The organism is Pantoea sp. 9140 (assembly GCF_000745295.1).
GTDB classification, from domain to species: Bacteria; Pseudomonadota; Gammaproteobacteria; order Enterobacterales; family Enterobacteriaceae; genus Pantoea; species Pantoea vagans.
Genome location: NZ_JQNO01000001.1, coordinates 2,692,065 through 2,712,890, shown reverse-complemented (window position 1 = coordinate 2,712,890; position 20,826 = coordinate 2,692,065). Strand labels below are relative to the sequence as shown.

Genomic DNA, 20,826 nt, shown 5'->3' with positions numbered 1-20,826 from the left:
ATTCGGGCAACGGTATGTTGCTGCTACAACTAATAAAAAGGAAACCAGATAATGACGTTGATGAAATATATCCCGGCGGTTATTGCTCTGACCTGTACAGCAAATGCATATGCGGGTTTTTTTAGTTCATCCGATGATTTTAAATGTGGCAGGGAAGATGCAGTTCAAGCCCTCGGGCATTATTTCAGTAGTGATGCTTCTGGATTGCTGCAAAGTGATTATCTGACAAAGTCTAAATACATTTATGATAAACCTGTTGCTGATTATCAGAATAAATTAAATAGTCTGGTGGTTGGCGTGAGTAATGCCTCTACTTCTGGTAATGGCAGTTATGGCCTGAATTGTAGCGCGACTGTCTCAGTGAAAGTGCCACAGGAAGCTCTGGATGTCGTCAGCAGTGACTCAAACTATTTGCATTTCGTGACCGGGACCTACGGTAAGCTCAATAATGGCAGTGTGGTCTGGAGTGATGTCAGTTACAGCGCCAAACTTGCGGACAATGGTAAAGATATAATCTTTAGCAATTTTAACCGAACGGATCTATCAAATGCGTTGTTTAATATCAGCGTATTGTCCGTCAATAAAAGCCAGATTATTAATACTCAGTCCAAAGACAATCTGGATTCTGCGAAGGCTGAATATAAAAACTCCGACCGAAACCTGAATTCAGTGTGGCGAGAACTCCCGGACTCTTCGCGAAATGCGCTGAAAAAAGAACAGCTGGCATGGGTTAATGAAAAAGTTACTAAATGCGGCAAATTGTCGGATGCAGAATCGCACAGTGTAGATATTAAACATCGTATCGAAATTTATCAGTGCCAGATAAAAATGACCAATGACCGCATTGCTTTCCTTAATGGTGATAATTAATTGACGGTTCCAGGTGTCTGTAAGGGAGGTAAAGGATGAGAAGTGATGTTATGAGCCTGGCGCAGAAGGCGATTGATGAAGCCCTGGGTCTGTCACGCTACCGGGTGGATGTGCATGAGTGTCCGCATTTCCTGGACGTGCTGCGGTTTCGTGCCAGCGAATCGCTGAGCCAGCCGTGGCGTTACGAGGTCACCGTTACCTGTGCGGCAAGTATTGCCAGCACTGAAGTCATGTTGAAACCGGCATCCTTCACCTTCCAGACACCTTTGTTTGATGGTACGCCAGCGGTGCCGGTACGCACAGTATACGGCGTGGTGGATACATTCCGTCTGATCTCGATGTCAGGGGATGAAATCACCTATGCCCTGCGCATCGTGCCGCGTATAGCCCTGATGCAGCACACTCATCGCAGCGAAGTGTATCTGAATCAGTCGGTGCCGGAAGTGGTGGAGCAAGTTCTCCGCTCCCACGGTCTCGAAGGGGCGGACTTTGAGTTTCGCTTGTCGCAGCATTACCCGGTCCGTGAACTGATCACCCAGTGGCGCGAGACGGATCTCGAATTCATCCAGCGCCTGCTGGCGGAAGTGGGCATTTTCTGGCGTTTTGAGATGGACAGCCGCATTGAACAGGATGTGGTGATTTTCCAGGAAAGCCAGATGCAGTATCAGTTTGGCGTAAAACTCCCGGTGATCCCGCCCTCACGCACCAGTGATAACGGTCAGGAGAGCGTCTGGGATATCAGCCCGGAAGACCGGGTGGTAACTGGCAGCGTTTCGACCCGCGACTATAACTACCGTGAGGCGCTGACGCCGCAGGACAGTTTGGCGACCATTCGTCAGGAAGGCGGTGCCACCACCGGCGAGACCTACCACTACGCGGAGCCGTTTTTGAGTGAAGGGGATGCCGAGACTCCGGAAGGTGGTGCCTGGTTTGCCCGTCTCCGTCATGAGCGCGCACTCAACGCACAACAGCTTGTCACCGGGCGTTCCAGTAGTCCGGTTCTGGCCCCCGGCGAAGTGCTGGAAGCCCAGGGCAATGTCCCTGAATCGCTGAAAGATGGCATTGTCATCACCGGTGTTCATACCTCCGGGGCACGCGATAAAGGTTTTCAGCTGCGCTTCACGGGGATCCCTTACAGCGAAACCGTCTGCTATCGTCCGGCATTAATCAACCGCCCGGTTATAGCGGGCTCTCTGCCTGCCCGGGTGGAAAGCGACGAGAAGGGTGACACCTATGCGTACCTGGACAACCAGGGGCGCTACCGGGTCAGACTCGATTTTGACCGCAGTGAGGCTGAGCAGGGATACGCGTACCTGTGGCTGCGAATGGCTAAGCCGTATGCCGGGGATACCTACGGTTTTCACTCACCGCTGCTCGATGGGACTGAAGTTTCCGTGATGTTCGACAGCGGGGATCCGGACAGGCCCTACATCGCCCACGCCCAGCATGATTCCGAACATCCGGATCACGTTACCCGCGATAACCGCACGCGCAACATCTGGCGCACCGCCGGGGACAACAAATTCCGACTGGAAGACAAGCGTCAGGAAGAGCATTTCAAGCTCGCGACGCCTTACGGGAAAACGCAGCTTAACGGTGGTCATGTGGTTGACGCCCGGCGTGAGCCACGGGGTACCGGTTTTGAACTGCGTACCGATGAATACGGTGCCGTACGTGCTGGAAGAGGCATGTTCCTGACCGCGGATGCGCAGGCAAAAGGTGAAGGACAAATGCTGGAAATGGCGCCGGCAGTCAATCGCATCAAGCAGGCCAACAGCGAAATGCAGGCACTGAACAATGCGGCTGAAGCGGCGAAAGCGCTGGTCAGTGATATTCAGGCACAAAACAATCTGGTGACGCAGAGCATTGCTGATTTGCAGGCGGCGGTCCTGCTGGCGTCTGCCCCGCAGGGGATCGCCTTTACCTCAGGTGAGCACCTTCAGCTTACCAGCACACAGAATACGATGCTGACGGCCGGTAGGCATCTCGATATGGGAGCAATGAAAAACATCTCCCTGAGTGCTGAGAATGAACTGGGGCTGTTTGCACACAAAGCGGGTGCGCGAATGATAGCCAACCTTGGTGACGTGGAAATGCATGCCCGCCACAACACGCTGGACATGAGTGCGCAAAAAGAACTGACCATCACCAGTACTGACGATGAAATTGTTATCAGTACCCCTAAAGCCCTGACGGTAAATGGCGGCGGCTCTTACCTGAAACTCAGCGATAGCGGCATTGAGCACGGCTCGAAAGGTGACCTGACCATGAAGGTGGGGGAATACCTGGTGCCAGGGAGTGGCGGCGATATGCCCTTTTCTGCACCGGATTTCAAAACGACTGAGATAGCCGAGATTAATAATATGACCAGCAGACCACTGGGTGACTGAGGGAACAGATATGTCGGTATTACCTAAATTCAGCTGGCCTGTGCCATCCAATAATCGCGGCAGTGACTTTGCTAACCAGGATGATGCGATGTCTCACCTGGAAGGTGAAGCATCAGGCTGGTACATGCTGGGGAGCAACGGTCTGTGGCATGGGGGAATTCACATCACGAACGCCACTACGCCGTGGTGTGCATTGAGTGGCAAAGCCGCTTCTGAAGCAGTGGATTTCCCGTTAGCTTTCAAAGGTGAGCAAAGTGTTCGCTGTATGGCTGACGGGGAGGTAGTGGCGTACCGAATTTGTCGCGATTTCCTGACGGTTCCCTGGGAGACGGGGCCTCTTAATCTGTCCGGCTCCTTTGTCCTGGTGCGGCACTTCATTCAGCCGGGCGAGAAAAAAGAGAACGGCCTGCATTTTTATACGCTGTATATGCACCTGGCACCGTATTCTGCTTATGGTGCCGGTGAAAATGAAACGCAGTGGATCGTGAATGATAATCTGTCGGCTTACCGCCCTGAATGGCTTCTGAGTGCCAGTACCGATAACAAAAGCGTCAGTGATTCATATCGTGCAGCCACCCTCCCGAAAGGCGCTCATGTTGAATGGGATGCCTCAGATAGCAGTCTGCATACGATTGGCAGCAATGGCCGTCGTTACGGTCTGGTAACCTTTAAAGGTTTGTCGGATAAAGCAAAAGCCAAAGGGACAAAAACAAGCCTTGAAGAAGGTGATCAATACTGGATCCTGACAGACAAGAACAACCTGGTATCGGCTGGCGGAACTGCCGCATGTCCTTCCTGGTGGACCCATCTGCTGCCGCCGTTTGCGGAACCTATGCAGTTTGATTCGGTTGTTTGCCCCACTCCTTACCCGATCAGCGCCGGTGACAGCATCGGACACTTGGGTTATTTTCAGGTGCCGAAAGATGGCGGTTACAACTCCCGTTATCAGGTACACATTGAATGCCTGAGTGCTGATGACAGTTTGCCGGCTTTCCTGACAAACCCGGAGAAAGTGGGGGAGAGCGCGCCTCTGTACCTGAAATGTCCGACAGGCTTGCCACTGTTATCGAAAGACTTAAAAACGAAGATAATGAGCAGCAATGGACGGATTACCCAGGGTGAGGCCATTCTGAAGCTAAGCCAGGTGAAGACAGAGCAGGACGCTCACAAACAGGAATACTGGTTTTTGCCCTATGCGAACGGCTACGTGCCGAAAAGTAACGCCTCAGTGGAAACGTTATCGCAGTACGATCTCGACAAGCTGGGGTTCACCACCACAGTGGATGAGGCGCCGAGCTTTGATCACCTTGATGGTAAAACCCCGCCAAAAGGTCTGGTTCGCACACTTTATGACCGCCTTTTCCAGGCCTCAAGCAACGATACGCGTGTGAACCACCGTGCTGTTCCTCATAACTATCAACGGTTGCTAAATCGGGTTGATGGCAGTATCAGTCCCTATTCACGTCAGGAGTATCTGAGCGCTATCCACAATCCATCTTATCGCGATGCTAAGAATAAGATGATCGTGAAACACCCGAGTGAGTGGTACCACAAAAAGGACGCTCCCATCTGGCTACCATTTCTGAACAATCTGACGAAAGATGCGCCTGAATGGAAAGAATACAGTGAAGCCTATATTGAAAAAATGGTGTGGATGCAGGATGCGAGCAGGTTAAAACTGGGGCCATCGTTGTGGCATATGCATCCAATTGTGTTCTTGTCCTCATTAGCGCGAGTTGATGAAAATTTAAAAATACTTCGCTTACGTGCTTTTTTACGTATGATCAGAATTGGTGAGGGAACAATTCAAGAGGATGGATATAGAACGATGTTTACTGGAGCAAAATTTACTGATTTTAGTAGACATCCGAACATCCGACATGAAGCAAATGGAGTAGTTTCTACTGCTGCTGGCGCTTATCAGTTTTTATATGGAACATGGAGAAACCTGCAACACCGATTCTCGCTCAGTGATTTCGGCCAAAGCAATCAGGATTTAGGTTGTATTGCATTGATTGCAGGTCGTAAAGCATTAGAGGCTGTAATGGAAGGTAAAATTAGTGACGCCATTCATTTATGCCGTGTTGAGTGGGCTAGTCTACCAGGCTCGCCTCATGGTCAACCAACTGCAAACAAACAAATGATTATGAAAAAATATGAAGACTACTTGGCTGAAGAAAAGCAAGGTAAGACAACTTTGCATGCTAGCTCTGCAGCGATGGAAAAATTCATTAAAGATAACTATCCAGAGGTTTTATGAACAAAATTATTTTCTTTCTATTGGTTCCTGGTATTTGCTTTGCAAGTGAGCCAGATTTATTTAAGTCCTCCTGTGGAGGTGTAAACTATAGCATTGAATCATATTGCCATAAAAATAACCTCAGGGACGACCAGGATAAGCTGGACATGCCAGTCTGTAACAAACAGACTCTTAACATTAATGGCAAAATGGAAGATCTATCAAATTTAACAGGAGTCATTGAACGTTTGAATCAAGAAGGTGAAACAATTAAGATGATGAATTTTGTCTTTTACGGTGCCTCATGTAAAAATGATAGAGTCATTTTGTCTGGTACTGGTGGATGCAATTCATGTGGAGAGATGTTTAAAACGTTTAATCTCTCTGGGGGAGTAATTAAAGAAAGGTCAGGTTCATTAGATTTAGAGCCCATGCAGGACATTATCCCGAGTCTTTATTGATGGCTGAATTACTGCTGAAGAACGGTCTCTTGAAGATTTTTATCATTCGATATTTAACTCGAAGCTTATAAGTCTGAAGCTAAATGATATTGTCTATCAGAAGTGCGATGGAGGCACTTATGATAAGAATCTTTATCATGATATAAATAATAAATAAAGGTGGCAAAATAACCAAGTCTGAACTAGCTGAAAACATTAGAGTTAATTATAAACTAGGAATACCAGAGGCTGATTGAAAATGAAATTTAAAAGCCCAATCTTAATGTTGCTATTGCTAACTGTTGGTGGTTGCACTCACTCATCGCAATTACATTCCATCACACTATTGGTTGATGCTAGTAAATTAAAAGCATCAGGGTTCACAGATGGGCAAGCTGGGAAGGTTTTTACCGATTTATACGGCGATGGCTCTAAAGATGTAATTGAGTATACATATTCAGATTCTACCCCGCCAGGGACCTGTGATCAGGCGGATTGCTCTGCTTCTTTGAATGAATCGCCAATGATGACATTCGAAATAAAAATGCATGACGGGAAACCTGTGGAGGCATCATATATGTGCACATCTTTAGGTGTCAGCAAAAAGAAACATAAAGGGATGAGGGATGTTTTTTGTGGGCCTAAGCACATAATTAAATGGAATGGGGATGAATATGATACTGGCGAACAATAAAAACCCAGCAATCGCGTAGGTAATCTGAATCACAGTCTAGTGTTTAGCTGTGGTGTGGAGTGTGTATGCATTTAATGAAATTATTTTTATTTTCCATTGTGTTTGCCTCATTTATCTCAAGTGCCGCAAACGACAATTACAGTCAAATCGATGAGTTGTGCAGGAAAAATAATCCAGATATAAACAACTCTGTTGTCATGGGATGTGCAGATTCTGCTTCTGACGACGCAAAGAAAAGTATCAATGAATCGTACAAGCAAATAATCCGATTAATAAAATCTCGTTATGAGAATGATCCAGATACAGCCAATAACGAATTGACCCGGTTCGAGCTGGCGCAAAAATCATGGCTGGCTTACCGGGAAAACTGGTGCGACAGTCAGGGCTTTTTAATTGGAAGCCCGATGTACAGCATTTGTCGGATGGATGAGAATATTGCCAGAGCAGATGCAATATCTGATTACTTTGAACAATTAACCCAGTGATCTCTTTCCCATTGTAATGGATTTTATTGTCGAATAAATAGCGAGAACAGCATGTTAAAGATTATTCGTAAAGGGGATAAAACGACCCATGGCGGTTCGGTATTAACTGCGTCCACGACAATGAAGTACGGTGGCATTGGCGCAGCTCGTAAAGGCGATAAAGTCTCCTGCCCTGAGCACGGGGAAACGACCATTGTAGAGGGCAATCCCAACTATCTGGATGAAGACGGTCTCCCTGTGGCATTCGAAGGCCACAAATGTGGCTGTGGATGTACGCTCATCAGCTCATTTTCCGCGGCAAAGGTTGGCTGACAATGCCGATTTATCTGGATGAAGTTCCTGACAGCGCCGATGGTATTTCACGTCCGGTGACAATACGTTGGGTGATTTTTCTGGTCGTCATCTTGCTGGCAGGTGTGGCGCTGACCCTGTGGCAATGGACCGGTGAGCGGCGCGGGATTTCATTCTGGTTTACGGCGCTGGGTCTGCCTTTTTGCCTGTGGGGCATTCTGGCTGTTTTTCGGCATATCGGGTACCGCCTTGAGCTCAATGGCGAAGCCGGCTGGAACTACGAGTGTGATGATCTTGACGAAACCGAAATCTTGCGCGGCAGGCGCTTTGCCTGGGTTCTTGATACCTGGGTTCAGACCCCGGCTGGCCGGGGGACAGGAAGTCTGAGTGCGGCAATGGCTTCAGGCACGCTGCTCCTGAAAACGGCCAAACCGCGAGCCGGTGGAGAGCCTGTCAGGCATGCCCGGATAACGGAGTTTGATGGCGATCCGGAGGCCCTGACAAAAGCCGTCGAAAAAGCGGCACTTCGCATCAGTAAAACGCTGGCCCGCCTGCCGGAGAAGCTACCGTGCTGGCTGATGTTTGAGTGTGACGCTGACCTTTCGGTGGAGAAAGAGGTCGGTCTGCTGCAACTGGTCACAGATAAATCCGGCAGAGCGCTACGCCAGATACCAGGGAAGGGCATGGATGCGCTGGATCACTGGCTGGACCACCGTTGGGACAAACCCGCTGCACTGGTTGTTCTGACACTCTCGCTTCGACCATCACCGCAGGAAAATGATGCGGAAGCCATAGCGGCAATTGTGCTGTGTAACCGAAAGAGTCACCAGTTTCCGGATGCGGTCCGGCTGCATCGCCCGCAAAAGAGCAGCCCGGAAACACTGACTCACAACATGGAGCACGCTCTTCGCTGGGCTGAATTATCCCCAGACGAGATCAAAGGTATATGGATCACCGGCGAAGCCGTTACTGACAGACCCGGCCTGAATCAATCCTGTGAAGACAATAAATTAACGCTCAGCCTGACGGACGGTATCAAAAATATCGACGCCACGCTCGGGTATGCCGGACAGGCATCGCCGTGGATAGCGGTGGCGCTGGCTGCGGGCAAAGTTTCGGAGCAGGGCGCGCAGCTGGTTGCTGCGCAACCGGATCCCGGATGTGGCGATATCTGGCTGACATCAATGACGGCAGAAGAACGAGAAAAGGACGTTAACAGGGAATGAGCCGCGATAAAAAAGACAAGACCAAAACCAAACCAAAATCCTTGCTTGGACTCGCTGTTCTGGCGCTGATATTTGTCTCCATGATAATTGTTTTTACGCTGACAATCGGCAGTGACTTTATCGCCAGGACGTTTGGACTAAGTCCGTATCCTCTTGAATGGATCGTGACGCTCTGTGCGATAGTCAGCGTCTTCCTGTTGACCCTGCTCTGGGGGCTGGAACAACTGTTCTTCATCTCCGGAAGGAAAGGGGCAAGACGAACCTGGGGGCGCGACAAAGCCTCTCCAGCCACCCTCCCGGACATTAACGCCGCGAATACTTTCGTTGACGAAAAAGAGCGGGCTGAGAAAAGTTTCAGTGCAGAAGCCCTGATCGATCACCTCCACCTGCGCTATCGTCGCCGCTGGCAAGCAAAAGTCCGTCTGCTGCTGGTGCAGGGTAGTGATAACGATATTGAGAAGGTGGTGCCAGGGCTGAAACGTGACCACTGGCAGGAAAGTGACGGGATTGTGCTGATCCACGGCGGCCTGTCTGACAGCGTGCCGGATGACGATTTTCTGTCGGTACTGAAAGCCATTCGCCCACAGCGCCCACTCGACGGGGTAGTGCAGGTGATGAATGCTGCGGCTCTGCCAGATACTGCAAAACAGGATACGCTGACGCGTGTGCGTCAGAAAACCGATGCTCTGCTGGGCTGGCAGCTGCCGGTCTGGCTGTGGGTCGTCCGTGAAGGTTCATGGGCGCATGATGGTGAAGGCGTTCCACCAATGGGAGCCCTGTTTGGACCGGGTGTCACCGCAGATGAGATCCCTACCACGCTTGCGGCCCTGTCGTCAGAGTTGCAGGGGGGTGGCGTGGCTGCCCTGCTTGACGATTCGCAGCACCACTGGATGTTAAACTTTTCTGACGCGCTGCGGGGCCGTCTTCGTCGGTCTCTGTTGTCATTACTCGACGTGCTGATGTCCGGCCCGGCACCGTACCGCCTGCGCGGGGTGATTTTCAGTCCGGCATTGCCGGGTGCCACTACGGTTCCCCATGCGCGTCTGTCGCCGCCGGTCTGGCAGGCGCTGGAAGAAGACAGCCTGCAGGCGCATGCCCGTAAAATCGGTGTCCACTGGCAGAAAGTCTTGCGCCTGGTCCTGCTGGGGCTGGTATTGCTGTGGGGGGCTGGTACGCTGCTGTCGCTTTCTGTTAACCGCACACAAATCTGGTTGGCGCAGGACACCGCACGCACCGCCGCCGACACCCGACAGCCACTGCCTGAGCGTCTGCGTAATCAGCTACTCCTGCAGCAGACCATTGCCCGTCTGCAGAACCGCGAAGTGCACGGTGCGCCGTGGTACGCCCGCTTTGGTCTGAACCAGGACAGCGACACGCTGAAGATGTTGTGGCCACTGTATGCCCGAAACAACCAGACGCTGATGCGTGATGCGCTGGCCTGTGAGCTTCACCGCCAGCTGAATGCCTTTGTGCAGATGCCGCCGGCAAGCGATGCGCGTACCTTCGCCACCCAGAAGACCTATAACCTGCTGAAAGGGTACCTAATGCTGGCGCGTCCCGATAAAGCGGATGCGAACTGGCTGGCCGGTAATATGATTAAAGCCTGGCCGTCACGCTCCGGCGTATCTGACACTGTATGGCAGACCCAGGCACCGAAGCTGCTCGGGTTTTATGCCCAGAACTTACCGGCGCACCCGGAGTGGAAAATCACTCCCGACCGTGAACTGGTGGGCACCGTACGCCAGATTTTGCTCAAGCAGATTGGTCAGCGTAATGCCGAGTCAGGCCTGTATCAGGAAATGCTGGGGCGCATCGCCCGCAACTGGCCGGATTTAACGCTGGCCGACTTGACCGGTGATACGGATGCGTCAACGCTGTTTTCCTCTGAAGAAGTGGTGCCGGGCATGTTCACCCGTCAGGCATGGGAAGAACAGGTGCAGGAGGCCATTGAGGAGGTGGTGAAAACCCGCCGTGATGAAATTGACTGGGTGCTGACGGACAAAAAGCAGCAGGCCGGCAGTGACATCTCACCGGAAGCCCTGAAGCAGCGACTCACTGAGCGTTACTTTACTGATTTTGGTAATGCGTGGTTGAACATGGCCAACAGTATTGAGTGGCAGGAAGCGACCTCGCTCTCTGAAGCTATCGCCCAGCTGAACCTGCTGGCCGATGTGCGTCAGTCCCCTCTGGTGGCGCTGATGAACACCCTTGCCTGGCAGGGCCAGACTGGGGCTAAAGGCGAGCGGCTTGCCGATTCACTGGTGGATTCAGCGAAAAAACTGGTCGGTCGTCAGAAGAGTGCAAAACAGTTTATCGAGCAGGCGCAGGGCCCCAAAGGCCCGCTGGACGGTGTGTTTGGCCCGCTCACGGGCCTGATGGCCGGCAAAGACGGTACTGGCTCGAACGGCAACCTCAGCTTCCAGTCCTGGCTTGCCCGTGTGACCCAGGTACGTCTCAAGCTTCAGCAGGTGACCAGTGCCCCCGACCCGCAGGCGATGGCGCAGATGCTGGCCCAGACCGTCTTCCAGGGCAAAGCCATTGACCTGACCGACACCCGTGACTATGGCTCTCTGGTGGCGGCAAGCCTCGGGCAGGAGTGGAACGGCTTCGGGCAGGCGCTGTTTGTGCAGCCACTCGATCTGGCCTGGCGTCAGGTGCTGGCGCCAGCTGCAGGTAGCCTTAACGCCCGCTGGCAGACCACCATCGTCTCGCAGTGGAACACCGCCTTTGCCGGACGCTATCCGTTCAAGGCCACCGGCAGCGATGCTTCTCTGCCGCTGCTGGCCCAGTTCCTGCGCAGCGACTCCGGGCGTATCGCAGCATTTATCAAAACTAACCTCGGCGGCATCCTCCATCAGGAAGGCAGCCACTGGGTGGTGGATCCGGCTGCCAGTCAGGGAATGAGCATCAGTCCCGCGTTTCTTACCGCTATCAATAAGCTGGCCGATATCTCGGATATCGTATTTGCCCAGGGTGATGCGGGGGTGCATTTCGAGCTGATGGCCCGCCCGTCACGCGATGTGGCCCGCACCCAGTTGACGCTGGATGGTCAGAAACTGGATTACTTCAACCAGATGGAAAGCTGGCAGAGTTTCACCTGGCCGGGTAACACGTATTACCCCGGTGTGGACCTGAGCTGGCGTTCAGTGAACACCGAAATGCGCCTGTATGAAAGCAACCAGGGGAACTGGGGCTTTATCCGCCTGCTGGATAAGGCGCTGCTCACTCCGCTCGACAGCAGCCGCACCCAGCTGGTGTGGATCACCCCGGACGATAATCCGCTGAAATTTATCCTGCGCAGCGAGCTCGGTGACGGGCCGCTGGCACTGCTCAAACTGCAGGGCTTCAGCCTGCCGCAGAACATTTTTGCCGTTGGTGCTGCCGACAGCACACTGACACTGGCGGGAGACGAATAAATGGCGACGGCAGAAACGTTACTGACCCTGTGTCTCCCGGATGCGACTCAGCGCGCTGCGCTGCTCGCACATTCCCGGGAGAGTCTTTCGCTCTGGAACAACTGGCTGATACCGCTTTCAACCGGTAACGGGGCGGGAGACGATCCGACCTATGAGGATGATTTCCAGCTGATGCGTGAGGAAATCAACAAACTCTCAGGTACCGATACCGATACGCTTTGCCGTCTGGCTGAACAGGTTGTGACCTGCCAGGCCCGTGATATCCGCGTGGTCACCTGGTATATCTTTGCCCGTCTGCAGCGTGATGGCGACAGCGGGCTGGCTGATGGCCTGGTGATGCTTACCGCCATGCTGAAACAGGCAGGGCAGCACTGTCACCCCCTGCGCAGCAATGCCCGGCTGGCGGCACTGGAATGGCTGAACAGTGACAAGGTGCTGGACGCGTTCTCGCGCTGGCCGGACGTGACGCGGGAAGATACCGCCAGAACGGCAGCCGCACTGTGTCTGCTGGAAGAGGCTGTGGCAAAGATGTCAGACAGCGATCAACCCTCATTTACCGGCCTGCTGCGTACTCTTGAAACCCGCCTGGCCGGCGTTGGCGGACTTGATACCCCGGTGGCTACCTCACATCAGGAGGAAACCACCGACGTCGGAACCTTCGCGACCTCAGGCAGTGCCGTACCGGCTACGACCGCCGTTAAATCGGAAGTGGAGCTGGTCCGCCAGTTGCGCGTGTTGTCCGGCTGGGTGGTGGAGCAGCCGCAGGGCTGGCTTGCGGCGCACCGGATGATGAAAGCTGCCCGCTGGGACCTGGTGACACAGTTACCGGCGCTTGATGCCAGCGGTCGGACTCGTTTACTGCCCCGAAACCGGACTACCGTGCGCAGCTGAAACGCCTGTACCTGCAGCAGAGCTGGACCGAACTGATTGAACAGGTGGATGTGATGTTCACTGAAGGCGGCAACCGCTTCTGGCTCGATTTGCAGTGGTACCTGTGGCAGAGCCTGAGTCGCGCGGGTGCCCCCTGGGAGCACTGGGCCGATTACGTGCTCAGCGACCTGAAGCTGATGCTAAAACGTCTGCCGGGTCTGGAAACGCTCGCCTGGAATGACGGCACGCCGCTGGCCGATGAGGTCACGCTGAACTGGATTGCTGAGAAGGTTAACGATGAGATGCCCGGCTTCAGTGACGAACCGGTAGTAGCTACCGCGGCTCAGGCCGATGACATTCTGGCACTGGAAGCAGAGGCGATGGAGAAGGGCGACACCGAGGGCCCGGAGGCGGCACTGAGCTGGCTGCAGAGTCGCCCGGATATGGCTTCACCCCGCAGTCGCTGGCTGCTCCGTCTGCTGATGGCAAAAGTGGCCGAACAGTACGGCCGTAATGAGCTTGCTCTCCACCTGCTCGGTGAACTCACCGACAGCGCCCCGCAGCTGACCCTCAGTGAGTGGGAGCCGGGGCTGCTGTTTGACGTCCAGGCCCGTCGTCTTCGACTGCTTCGCATGAAAGCCGGGCGCAGTGAAAGCGATAAAGCCCGTTTTGCCCCGGAAATGGACAGTCTGCTGGCCGGTCTGATTGCCCTCGATCCGGCACGCGCAATGGTGCTGTGCGGATAAGCCTCCCCTGACATTACGGGTCATCACCTCCGGTGACGCCGTCTGTTTTCTTTTTGATATTTTCTACACTCAGGATCTCCGTACATGGATGATTTAACCCTTCGCTATTACGAAGCCGAAATGCGCTACCTGCGCGAAGCCGGTAAAGAGTTTGCCCGTGCCCATCCCGACCGCGCGGCCATGCTCAACCTGGATAAAACCGGGGCCCGCGACCCGTATGTGGAGCGCCTGTTCGAGGGCTTTGCCTTCCTGATGGGCCGCCTGCGTGAAAAACTCGATGATGACCTGCCGGAGCTGACCGAAGGGCTGGTGAGTCTGTTGTGGCCGCATTACATGCGCACCATTCCGTCGCTCTCCGTAGTGGCGTTCACGCCGGACTGGCGACAGCTGCGTAAAATGGAAGTGCTGGAAAACGGCTTCTCCGTGCTGTCTCGCCCGGTCGGCCCCAATAACACGGTCTGTCAGTACCGTACCACCCGTGAAGTGCCCCTGCAGCCGCTGCACCTGGCTGAGGCCCGCCTGCAGACCGAGCCCGATGGTCGCGCCACCATTCGCCTGCGCTTTGAATGCCCGGATAAGGTGGACTGGTCGAAAGCAGGAATTGATAAGGTGGCCATTTACCTCTATGCCAACAGTCCGGTGGCTTCAGCCCTGCATCTGGCGCTGACCCGTCGGGTCCACGCGATGTATGTTCGCCACAGCGAAACCCGTACTGAGCGGGTCCGCTTTGACGGCTGGTGCAAGCCGATGGGCTTTGATGACACTGACCGCCTGTGGCCGAAAGGGGATTCTGCCTTCAGTGGTTACCAGCTGCTGCTGGAGTATTTCAGCTTCCGCGAGAAGTTTATGTTCGTGGAGCTGCGCGGGCTCGAACTGACCGGCCTCAGTGCCAGAAACACCTGGTTTGAAATCGATATTGTGCTGAATGATGGCTGGCCGTCAGACCTGCCGTTTGAGACCGAAAATTTCCGCCTGCACTGTGCGCCGGTTATTAATCTGTTCTCACTGGAAGCGGACCCGCTGACGCCTGACCCGCTGCAGAACGAATACCTGCTGCGTCCGATGCGTGTTCAGGACGGGCATACCGAAATCTACAGTGTGGATGCCATTCACGGGGCGGTGAAAAACGGTAAACACCCGTATGTGCCGTTCACCAGTTTCCGCCACCGTGGCGGCATGATGCGATATGACGCGCCGGAGCGTTACTTCCACACCCGTGTAAAGCGCGGCCCCTCGGGGCTGTATGACACCTGGCTTATCCTTGGCGGTAAGTCATTTGAACTGGAGCAACTGTCACAGGCCCCGGAGTCGCTCTCCATCCGTATCACCTGTACCAACGGTCAGCTGCCGCGCCGGTCACTGGAGAGCACGCTGCTGGACAGGGTGGTGAAAGCGGGCAAGGTGCCGGTTCGGGTCATGAACCTGAAGGTGCCGACTTTGCCGCTTTACCCACCGGCAAATGACCGCTTTCACTGGCGGGTGATGAGTCATCTGGGTTCAAGCTTCTTAAGCATGATGGATAACCCGGAAGTATTACGCGGCACGCTGGCGCTGTATGACTGGACCGACGATGAGATGAACCGCCGTCGCCTGGAGGCGATTGTTGCCGTGAAGCACACGCTTATCCGTCGCTTTGAAAAGGGCTTTATGCTGCGCGGGGTGGACATTGAAATCACCCTTAATGCGGACAATTTTGCGGGAGAAGGCGATGTCACCCTGTTCGGGGAAATGCTACACCGCTTTTTTGCCCTGTATGCCGATGTGCACCTCTTCAATCAGCTCACGCTGGTCCTGCAACCGACAGGGAAACGACTGCGATGGAAAGAAAATCACAGCCAGCACATTCCGGGCTGACGGAGCGGCTTCGCGACGACATCTGGCGGGTTAATTTCTACCGCTTCTGCCAGCTGCTGGAGCAGGAAAATCCGGATGCGCCGAAACTGGGCAGTACCGAGAAACTGTCCTCCGACCTGGTGCGTTTTCGCCCGTGGCCGGGGATGGGGTTCCCGGTCAGTGAACTGAAGGCGGTTGAGACCGATGAGGACCACCCGGACTTGTCGCCGACGGTGCGGACCACTTTCCTCGGGATGTACGGGGTGGACTCCCCGTTACCGACGGCGTACCTCGATGATATTGCGCAGCGCCGGGAGGGGTATGAAGCCACCACCGCGTTTCTCGATATCTTCAGCCACCGTATCCACACCCAGTACTACCGTATCTGGCGCAAATACGCTTACCCGGCAACCTTCGAAGCCGGCGGCGTGGATGACACTTCTCAGTGCCTGCTGGGACTGGTCGGTCTTGGCATCCCGGGTACGGCGGAGCAGATTGCCACGCCGGTCTCCCGCTTCCTGGCGCTACTGGGGACCATGCGGTTGCCAACACGAAACGCCGAAGGCATCCGCCAGCTGGTGAGCCTGCTGGCCCCGGACACCCTGAGCACGGTTATCAGCCCTGACCCGGTGAAAGTCCCCGTGGAGAGCCGCAGTGGACTCGGCAAAGCCAGCCGCGTGTCGCTGTCACAGCGTGCCACGCTCGGCAGAACCGGGAAAGAGGCCTGCAGCCGTATCCTGCTGATGCTGGCGACTGACAATCCGGACGAGGCGCAGGGCTGGTTGCCCGGCGGTCAGCTGCACACTGATATGATGGTGCTGCTGCGGGTGTACATGGGTTATCGCTCCGATGTACGCCTTCGCCTCACGGTACCGGTAAGCTGTCTGCCTGAACCCTGTCTGGGCAAGACAAGCCGGGTACAGCTGGGCCGCACCGGCGTGCTTGGCCTGAAGCATAACCGTCCGGCAACCCGCACGCACCTCACCGTGAGTCTGGGCACTTATGAAGGTCTGACCTGTGAGAGCCTGCGACCGGCAGAGCCCGGTGGCTACCGTTTCGACTGATATTCCGGAACGCAATACCCAACACCAGACACATTCAACACACCCCTGTTTCTGAAGGCTGAAAAGGACTCCACGAATGACTTTCGCTTCCCTGTCGCGCAGCGCTGCACTCATGCTGCTCTGTTCCCTTTTGACCGCATGTGGCCTGACTCAGGCTGTATCGGATGGCACGGTCAGCGCCACCAAAGCCATCTTCTACAAAAAAATAAAAGTGCTGCACCTGGATTTCGAACCGCGTGCTGCCGCCAATGCCGATGAAAGCCAGACACCACTGGCCACCATGGTGCAGGTGTATCAGCTTAAAGACCGCCAGAAGGTGGACGCCGCTGACTACCAGAAACTTCTGCGCGATGCGGATACCACACTGAAAGAAGACATCGTCGCCAGCAAGTCATTACTAGTGATGCCCAAAGGCAGCGTGACCCTCAATATGCCGATGGACGAAGATGCTAAGTATGTGGCGGTGGTGGGGCTGTTTAACCGTCCGGACATAAAGAACAACACCTGGCGTCTGGTGCTGAGCCGCGATGACCTCGATCCGGATAAACCGCGCACCATTCAGCTGAACAGCACCGGGCTGGCCCTGGTTCCGGTGAAGGAGTAAACCCATGGACACCACCCTCAATAACTGGCTGGCACTGTTTGACGGACAGACCCGCTACCGCCTTGAGATAAACGACAGCATCCTGAAGCCGGATGTGCTGAACTTCCACGGGCGGGAGGCGCTGAATGCGCCGTTCAAATGGCGCATTGAGTTCACCACGCCGCAGAAAGGCATCAGCCGTCAGGATGCGATGCTGAAGTATGCCACCCTCAGCATGCTCAGTGGCAGAGTCGTGCAGGGTATCATTACCGGCTTTGAGGTCCTCAACGAAACCGTGGACCAGACGCATTTCGCTGTGACGCTCTCCTCGCGCCTGGCGCTGCTGGCCCACACCCGCCGTTGTGCGGTCTGGCAGCATGTTTCGGTACCGGAACTGGTGGAACAGGTCCTGCGCAGCCACGGGCTGGAAGGAGCAGATTTTGAATTCCGGCTGGAACGGACTTACCCGGTCCGCGAACTGATAACCCAGTGGCGTGAGACTGACCTGCAGTTTATTCAGCGAATACTGGCCGAAGACGGCATCTGGTTCCGCACCGGGGTCAACACTACCACCGGGCTGGATACGGTGACCTTCGCCGACAGCCAGCTGCAGTATCAGTTTGATGTATGCCTGCCGTACCGTGAGCCTTCAGCGCTGCATGACGGCGCGGTCGAGGCTGTGTGGGCTGCCAGAGTGTGGCACCACACGGTGACAGGCAGTGTGTCCACCCGGGACTACAACTACCGCACGGCCGGTACGCCGATGGATGCACAGGTCAGCGTCAGAAACGAGGCGGCCACCACTGGCGAACACTATCGCTATGCGGCCTCGTACCGTGAAGCGGGCAATGACACCACCTCTGAGTCGGAAACCGAAAGCGGGGCGTTTTATGCTCGTATCCATCACGAACGTGAACTGAACAAAGCCATCCGTCTGCATCTCTTTAGTAACGCCAGCCACCTGACGCCCGGGATGGTGCTGGAGACCGGCGACAGTGGCGTGCCGGAGCTGAAAGAAGGGATGGTGATTACGCTTACCACCTTCCGCGCGGCCCAGGACACCCGTCTGCATGTCTCGGTGTGGGGCATGCCCTATAGCGAGCAGTTTTGCTTCAGACCCGGGCCTGCACCGCGCCCGCTGATTGCCGGGACCCTGACGGCACGCGTCGAGAGCGAAGAGAAGAATGACCCATATGCGCACCTCGATGAAACGGGGCGCTACCGGGTGAAGCTGGACTTCAGCCGGGAAGATGCCGAACCCGGCTATAACTACCTGTGGATACGTCAGGCCAAACCGTACGCCGGGGAAACCTATGGCTGGCACACGCCGCTGATAAATGGCACTGAAGTGGGGATTGCCTTTGATGGCGGCGACCCGGACCGGCCGTACATTGCCCATGCGTTCCATGACTCAGAACATCCGGACGTGGTCACCCGCGATAACCGCCGCCAGAATATCCTGCGAACTGCAGGCCGTAACGAACTGCGAATGGAAGACCAGCGTCAGGCAGAGCATATCGCGCTGAATACGCCGTTTGGCGCCACGGCGCTGAACCAGGGGCACGTCGTGGATGCACAGAATGAACCCCGCGGTACCGGGTTTGAGCTGCGTACTGATGAATTCGGGGTTATCCGTGTGGCGAAAGGGCTGCTGGTAACGGCGACGGGTCAGACCAAAGCCGAAGGCGATGTGCTGAGCATGGATGAAGCCCTGAGAGAAATCGAAATGGGCCGTCAGCGTCTGGCCCAACTGGCGGATGCAGAACGACAGGCACTGGCGCTGGAAGCGGATGTGTCCAGCCAGATAGCGATGTTCAGTGAACGACTGAAACCGCTGAACGAGGTGATTCACTTCACGGCCCCGGAAGGCATGGCCTTTACCAGTGATGAACATCTGCAATTGGCCGCAACCGACAATATCGGTATTAATGCCGATGGGGACATCAGCACCGGTTCGCTGGGCAATACCGCGCTGCTGGCAGGACAGACCCTCGGGTTGTTTGCACAGAGCGGTAAGCTGAGTCTCATCTCCGACCAGGGGCCGGTACAGGTGCAGGCACAGAACGGCGCCCTGCATATGAGTGCGGCGCAGAAACTCAGTATTAGCAGCATGAGCGACATCCTGTTTGCCGGCAAAAAGAAGGTGACGCTGATTGGCGGTGGCAGTTACGTGAAGATAGAGGCGGGGGGCATTGAGTACGGAACGCCGCACTCCTATACCCGCAATATCAAGCGTACGCAGAAGCTCGGTCCTGCGAACCAATCCATTGAAATGCCCGCACTGTATCCGCCGATAGAAAACAAAATTTGCATTCCGTGTCTGCTCAAAGCCATTCAGGCTAATGATGCGATTGTACAGGGAGCATAACAATGGACAGCACAAAACTGATTGCAGCATTACCCGGTCGGACCGATGAGATTATCTGCCTGCTGTTTGAAGCCGGGGCGCAATCAGAAGAGGATTTTCTGGCGTTTAAAGCGAAACATGAAAACAGGATGCATTCGCTCTATATCCATCCGCAGCTTACGGAGTTTCAGAACTACGGTCCTTGGTTGCTGGAAATTGATGCTGCAGAGCAGCTCCCTGGTTACCTTGCGTCTTTGCAGGGATGCGCTGCAGTCATTGTTTTCACGCGCTTTCCGTCTTTGTTGGCAGTGCAGTTATCCCGTGGTTGCACCATTGTGCAGCCGGATGGGTCTACAGAGTTGACGCGCTTCTATGCCAGTCATGTCATGGAAACGCTGGCGCAGCGTGCCGACTGCGACTGGCATGCCTTTCTGTTCAAAAGCATCACGCAGTGGTGGTTTCCTGGAGAAAGGCAGTGGCAGGCGCTTGGCATAAAGCCTTCAGAGGTGGAAGTACCAACCAGTCACATTATCAAGCTTGATAAGACCACCTGGCAAAAGATTGCGGATAAGACAGAAGTGACCAGCGTACTGCATGAATGGCAGAAAATGCCGGCCAGCAGGGTGTTTCCGCCTTGCGCGCAGCGATTGATGGTGATCAAGGCGCTGAATAAAGCAGAGGGGATAGGGCTGGCAAAGTCTGAGGATCGGGTGTTTTATGCGCTTTGCTATCTGGGTGGTAGAAAAGACATATTAGAATCTGAGGCGTTACGGGAAAATTTAATAAATATTATACAGGGAAAACAATCACTCTCGGATGTAGTGATGAAACTCTGTTCAAATATGTAAGATAAGTAATGAAAAACATGGATACCGAACAGCAACAAACGACTAGTGACAAAGAAATTTCTCTCAATAAAGAGAGTGTGCCTGAGGGTTTAAGTGGGTGGTTAGTGCTTATAGTATTTCATTTGATAGTTATGGCTACTGTCTATGGGGTTTCACTTTTGGCTCTTTTTTATCGCCCCGGATATATTTTGATCTTAAGCACTCGTCTGAGAAAGTGTTCTTTATAATATCTTGCGTTGCTAGTGTGATTTGCATTGTGCTAATCGTTCTGGCTCTGGTTGCATTTTTTAGAAAACAATCTATTTTCGTAAGCCGCTATAGATTTTTTATTTATTCTATTGTATTAATTTCGATTGTTGACTGTGCCAGTTTATTATGGTTTCACGCATTAGGCTATGGCTCCCGTTACGGGTACTATGAAGATGATCTATTGCTGAAGCAAGCATTAGCGTCTTTTGTTCATCCCCTTTTCCTGATATGTGTG

The 20,826-nt window shown here is 54.2% G+C and carries 15 protein-coding genes and 1 pseudogene; all 16 read left to right on the top strand.

Annotated elements, in window-relative coordinates; translation table 11 throughout:
- Positions 1-51 precede the first annotated feature (51 nt).
- The 16 genes and pseudogenes from FA92_RS12535 (at position 52) to FA92_RS23645 (ending at position 20,569) form a co-directional block, all read left to right on the top strand.
- Positions 52-870, top strand: a complete 819-nt coding sequence (locus tag FA92_RS12535; protein ID WP_033783782.1) for a lysozyme inhibitor LprI family protein — start codon at positions 52-54, stop codon at positions 868-870.
- 35 nt (positions 871-905) lie between these two features.
- A complete protein-coding gene (gene vgrG / locus FA92_RS12530; protein ID WP_033783780.1) occupies positions 906-3,260 on the top strand; it encodes a type VI secretion system Vgr family protein in 2,355 nt (784 codons plus the stop codon).
- 10 nt (positions 3,261-3,270) lie between these two features.
- Positions 3,271-5,520 (top strand): glycoside hydrolase family 104 protein, encoded by a 2,250-nt coding sequence (locus FA92_RS12525; protein ID WP_033783778.1) that lies wholly within the window; start codon positions 3,271-3,273, stop codon positions 5,518-5,520.
- The gene (locus tag FA92_RS12520; protein ID WP_033783776.1) at positions 5,517-5,960 is read left to right on the top strand and encodes a hypothetical protein; all 444 of its coding nucleotides are present in this window, start codon (positions 5,517-5,519) and stop codon (positions 5,958-5,960) included. Before FA92_RS12525 ends, FA92_RS12520 begins: the two co-directional genes overlap by 4 nt.
- 238 nt (positions 5,961-6,198) lie before the next feature.
- Positions 6,199-6,633 (top strand): hypothetical protein, encoded by a 435-nt coding sequence (locus tag FA92_RS23325; RefSeq protein ID WP_156105706.1) that lies wholly within the window; start codon positions 6,199-6,201, stop codon positions 6,631-6,633.
- A gap of 65 nt (positions 6,634-6,698) precedes the next feature.
- The gene (locus FA92_RS12515; protein ID WP_239780537.1) at positions 6,699-7,118 is read left to right on the top strand and encodes a lysozyme inhibitor LprI family protein; all 420 of its coding nucleotides are present in this window, start codon (positions 6,699-6,701) and stop codon (positions 7,116-7,118) included.
- 51 nt (positions 7,119-7,169) lie between these two features.
- Positions 7,170-7,430, top strand: a complete 261-nt coding sequence (locus tag FA92_RS22730) for a PAAR domain-containing protein (RefSeq protein ID WP_072008979.1) — start codon at positions 7,170-7,172, stop codon at positions 7,428-7,430.
- 2 nt (positions 7,431-7,432) lie between these two features.
- Positions 7,433-8,635: a hypothetical protein gene (locus tag FA92_RS12510; protein ID WP_033784647.1), complete on the top strand. Its 1,203-nt coding sequence runs from the start codon at positions 7,433-7,435 to the stop codon at positions 8,633-8,635.
- Positions 8,632-12,051 (top strand): ImcF-related family protein, encoded by a 3,420-nt coding sequence (locus tag FA92_RS12505; RefSeq protein WP_033783775.1) that lies wholly within the window; start codon positions 8,632-8,634, stop codon positions 12,049-12,051. Before FA92_RS12510 ends, FA92_RS12505 begins: the two co-directional genes overlap by 4 nt.
- Positions 12,052-13,667, top strand: a pseudogene (gene tssA, locus FA92_RS12500) (type VI secretion system protein TssA).
- Positions 13,668-13,751: 84 nt separating this feature from the next.
- A complete protein-coding gene (gene tssF / locus FA92_RS12495; protein WP_033783774.1) occupies positions 13,752-15,521 on the top strand; it encodes a type VI secretion system baseplate subunit TssF in 1,770 nt (589 codons plus the stop codon).
- Positions 15,485-16,564: a type VI secretion system baseplate subunit TssG gene (gene tssG, locus FA92_RS12490; protein ID WP_033783773.1), complete on the top strand. Its 1,080-nt coding sequence runs from the start codon at positions 15,485-15,487 to the stop codon at positions 16,562-16,564. The genes tssF and tssG overlap by 37 nt, the downstream gene beginning before the upstream one ends.
- Before the next feature lie 76 nt (positions 16,565-16,640).
- Positions 16,641-17,168, top strand: a complete 528-nt coding sequence (gene tssJ, locus FA92_RS12485) for a type VI secretion system lipoprotein TssJ (protein WP_033783772.1) — start codon at positions 16,641-16,643, stop codon at positions 17,166-17,168.
- Positions 17,169-17,172: 4 nt separating this feature from the next.
- Positions 17,173-19,515 carry a type VI secretion system Vgr family protein gene (gene vgrG / locus FA92_RS12480; protein WP_033783770.1) on the top strand — a complete coding sequence of 781 codons (2,343 nt, stop codon included), beginning with the start codon at positions 17,173-17,175 and terminating at the stop codon, positions 19,513-19,515.
- A gap of 2 nt (positions 19,516-19,517) precedes the next feature.
- Positions 19,518-20,342, top strand: coding sequence for a DUF4123 domain-containing protein (locus FA92_RS12475; RefSeq protein ID WP_033783769.1), 825 nt, complete (start codon positions 19,518-19,520; stop codon positions 20,340-20,342).
- A 17-nt stretch (positions 20,343-20,359) separates the two neighbouring features.
- Entirely contained in the window at positions 20,360-20,569 is a 210-nt protein-coding gene (locus FA92_RS23645) for a hypothetical protein (protein WP_234366550.1), read from the top strand.
- Positions 20,570-20,826 lie beyond the last annotated feature (257 nt).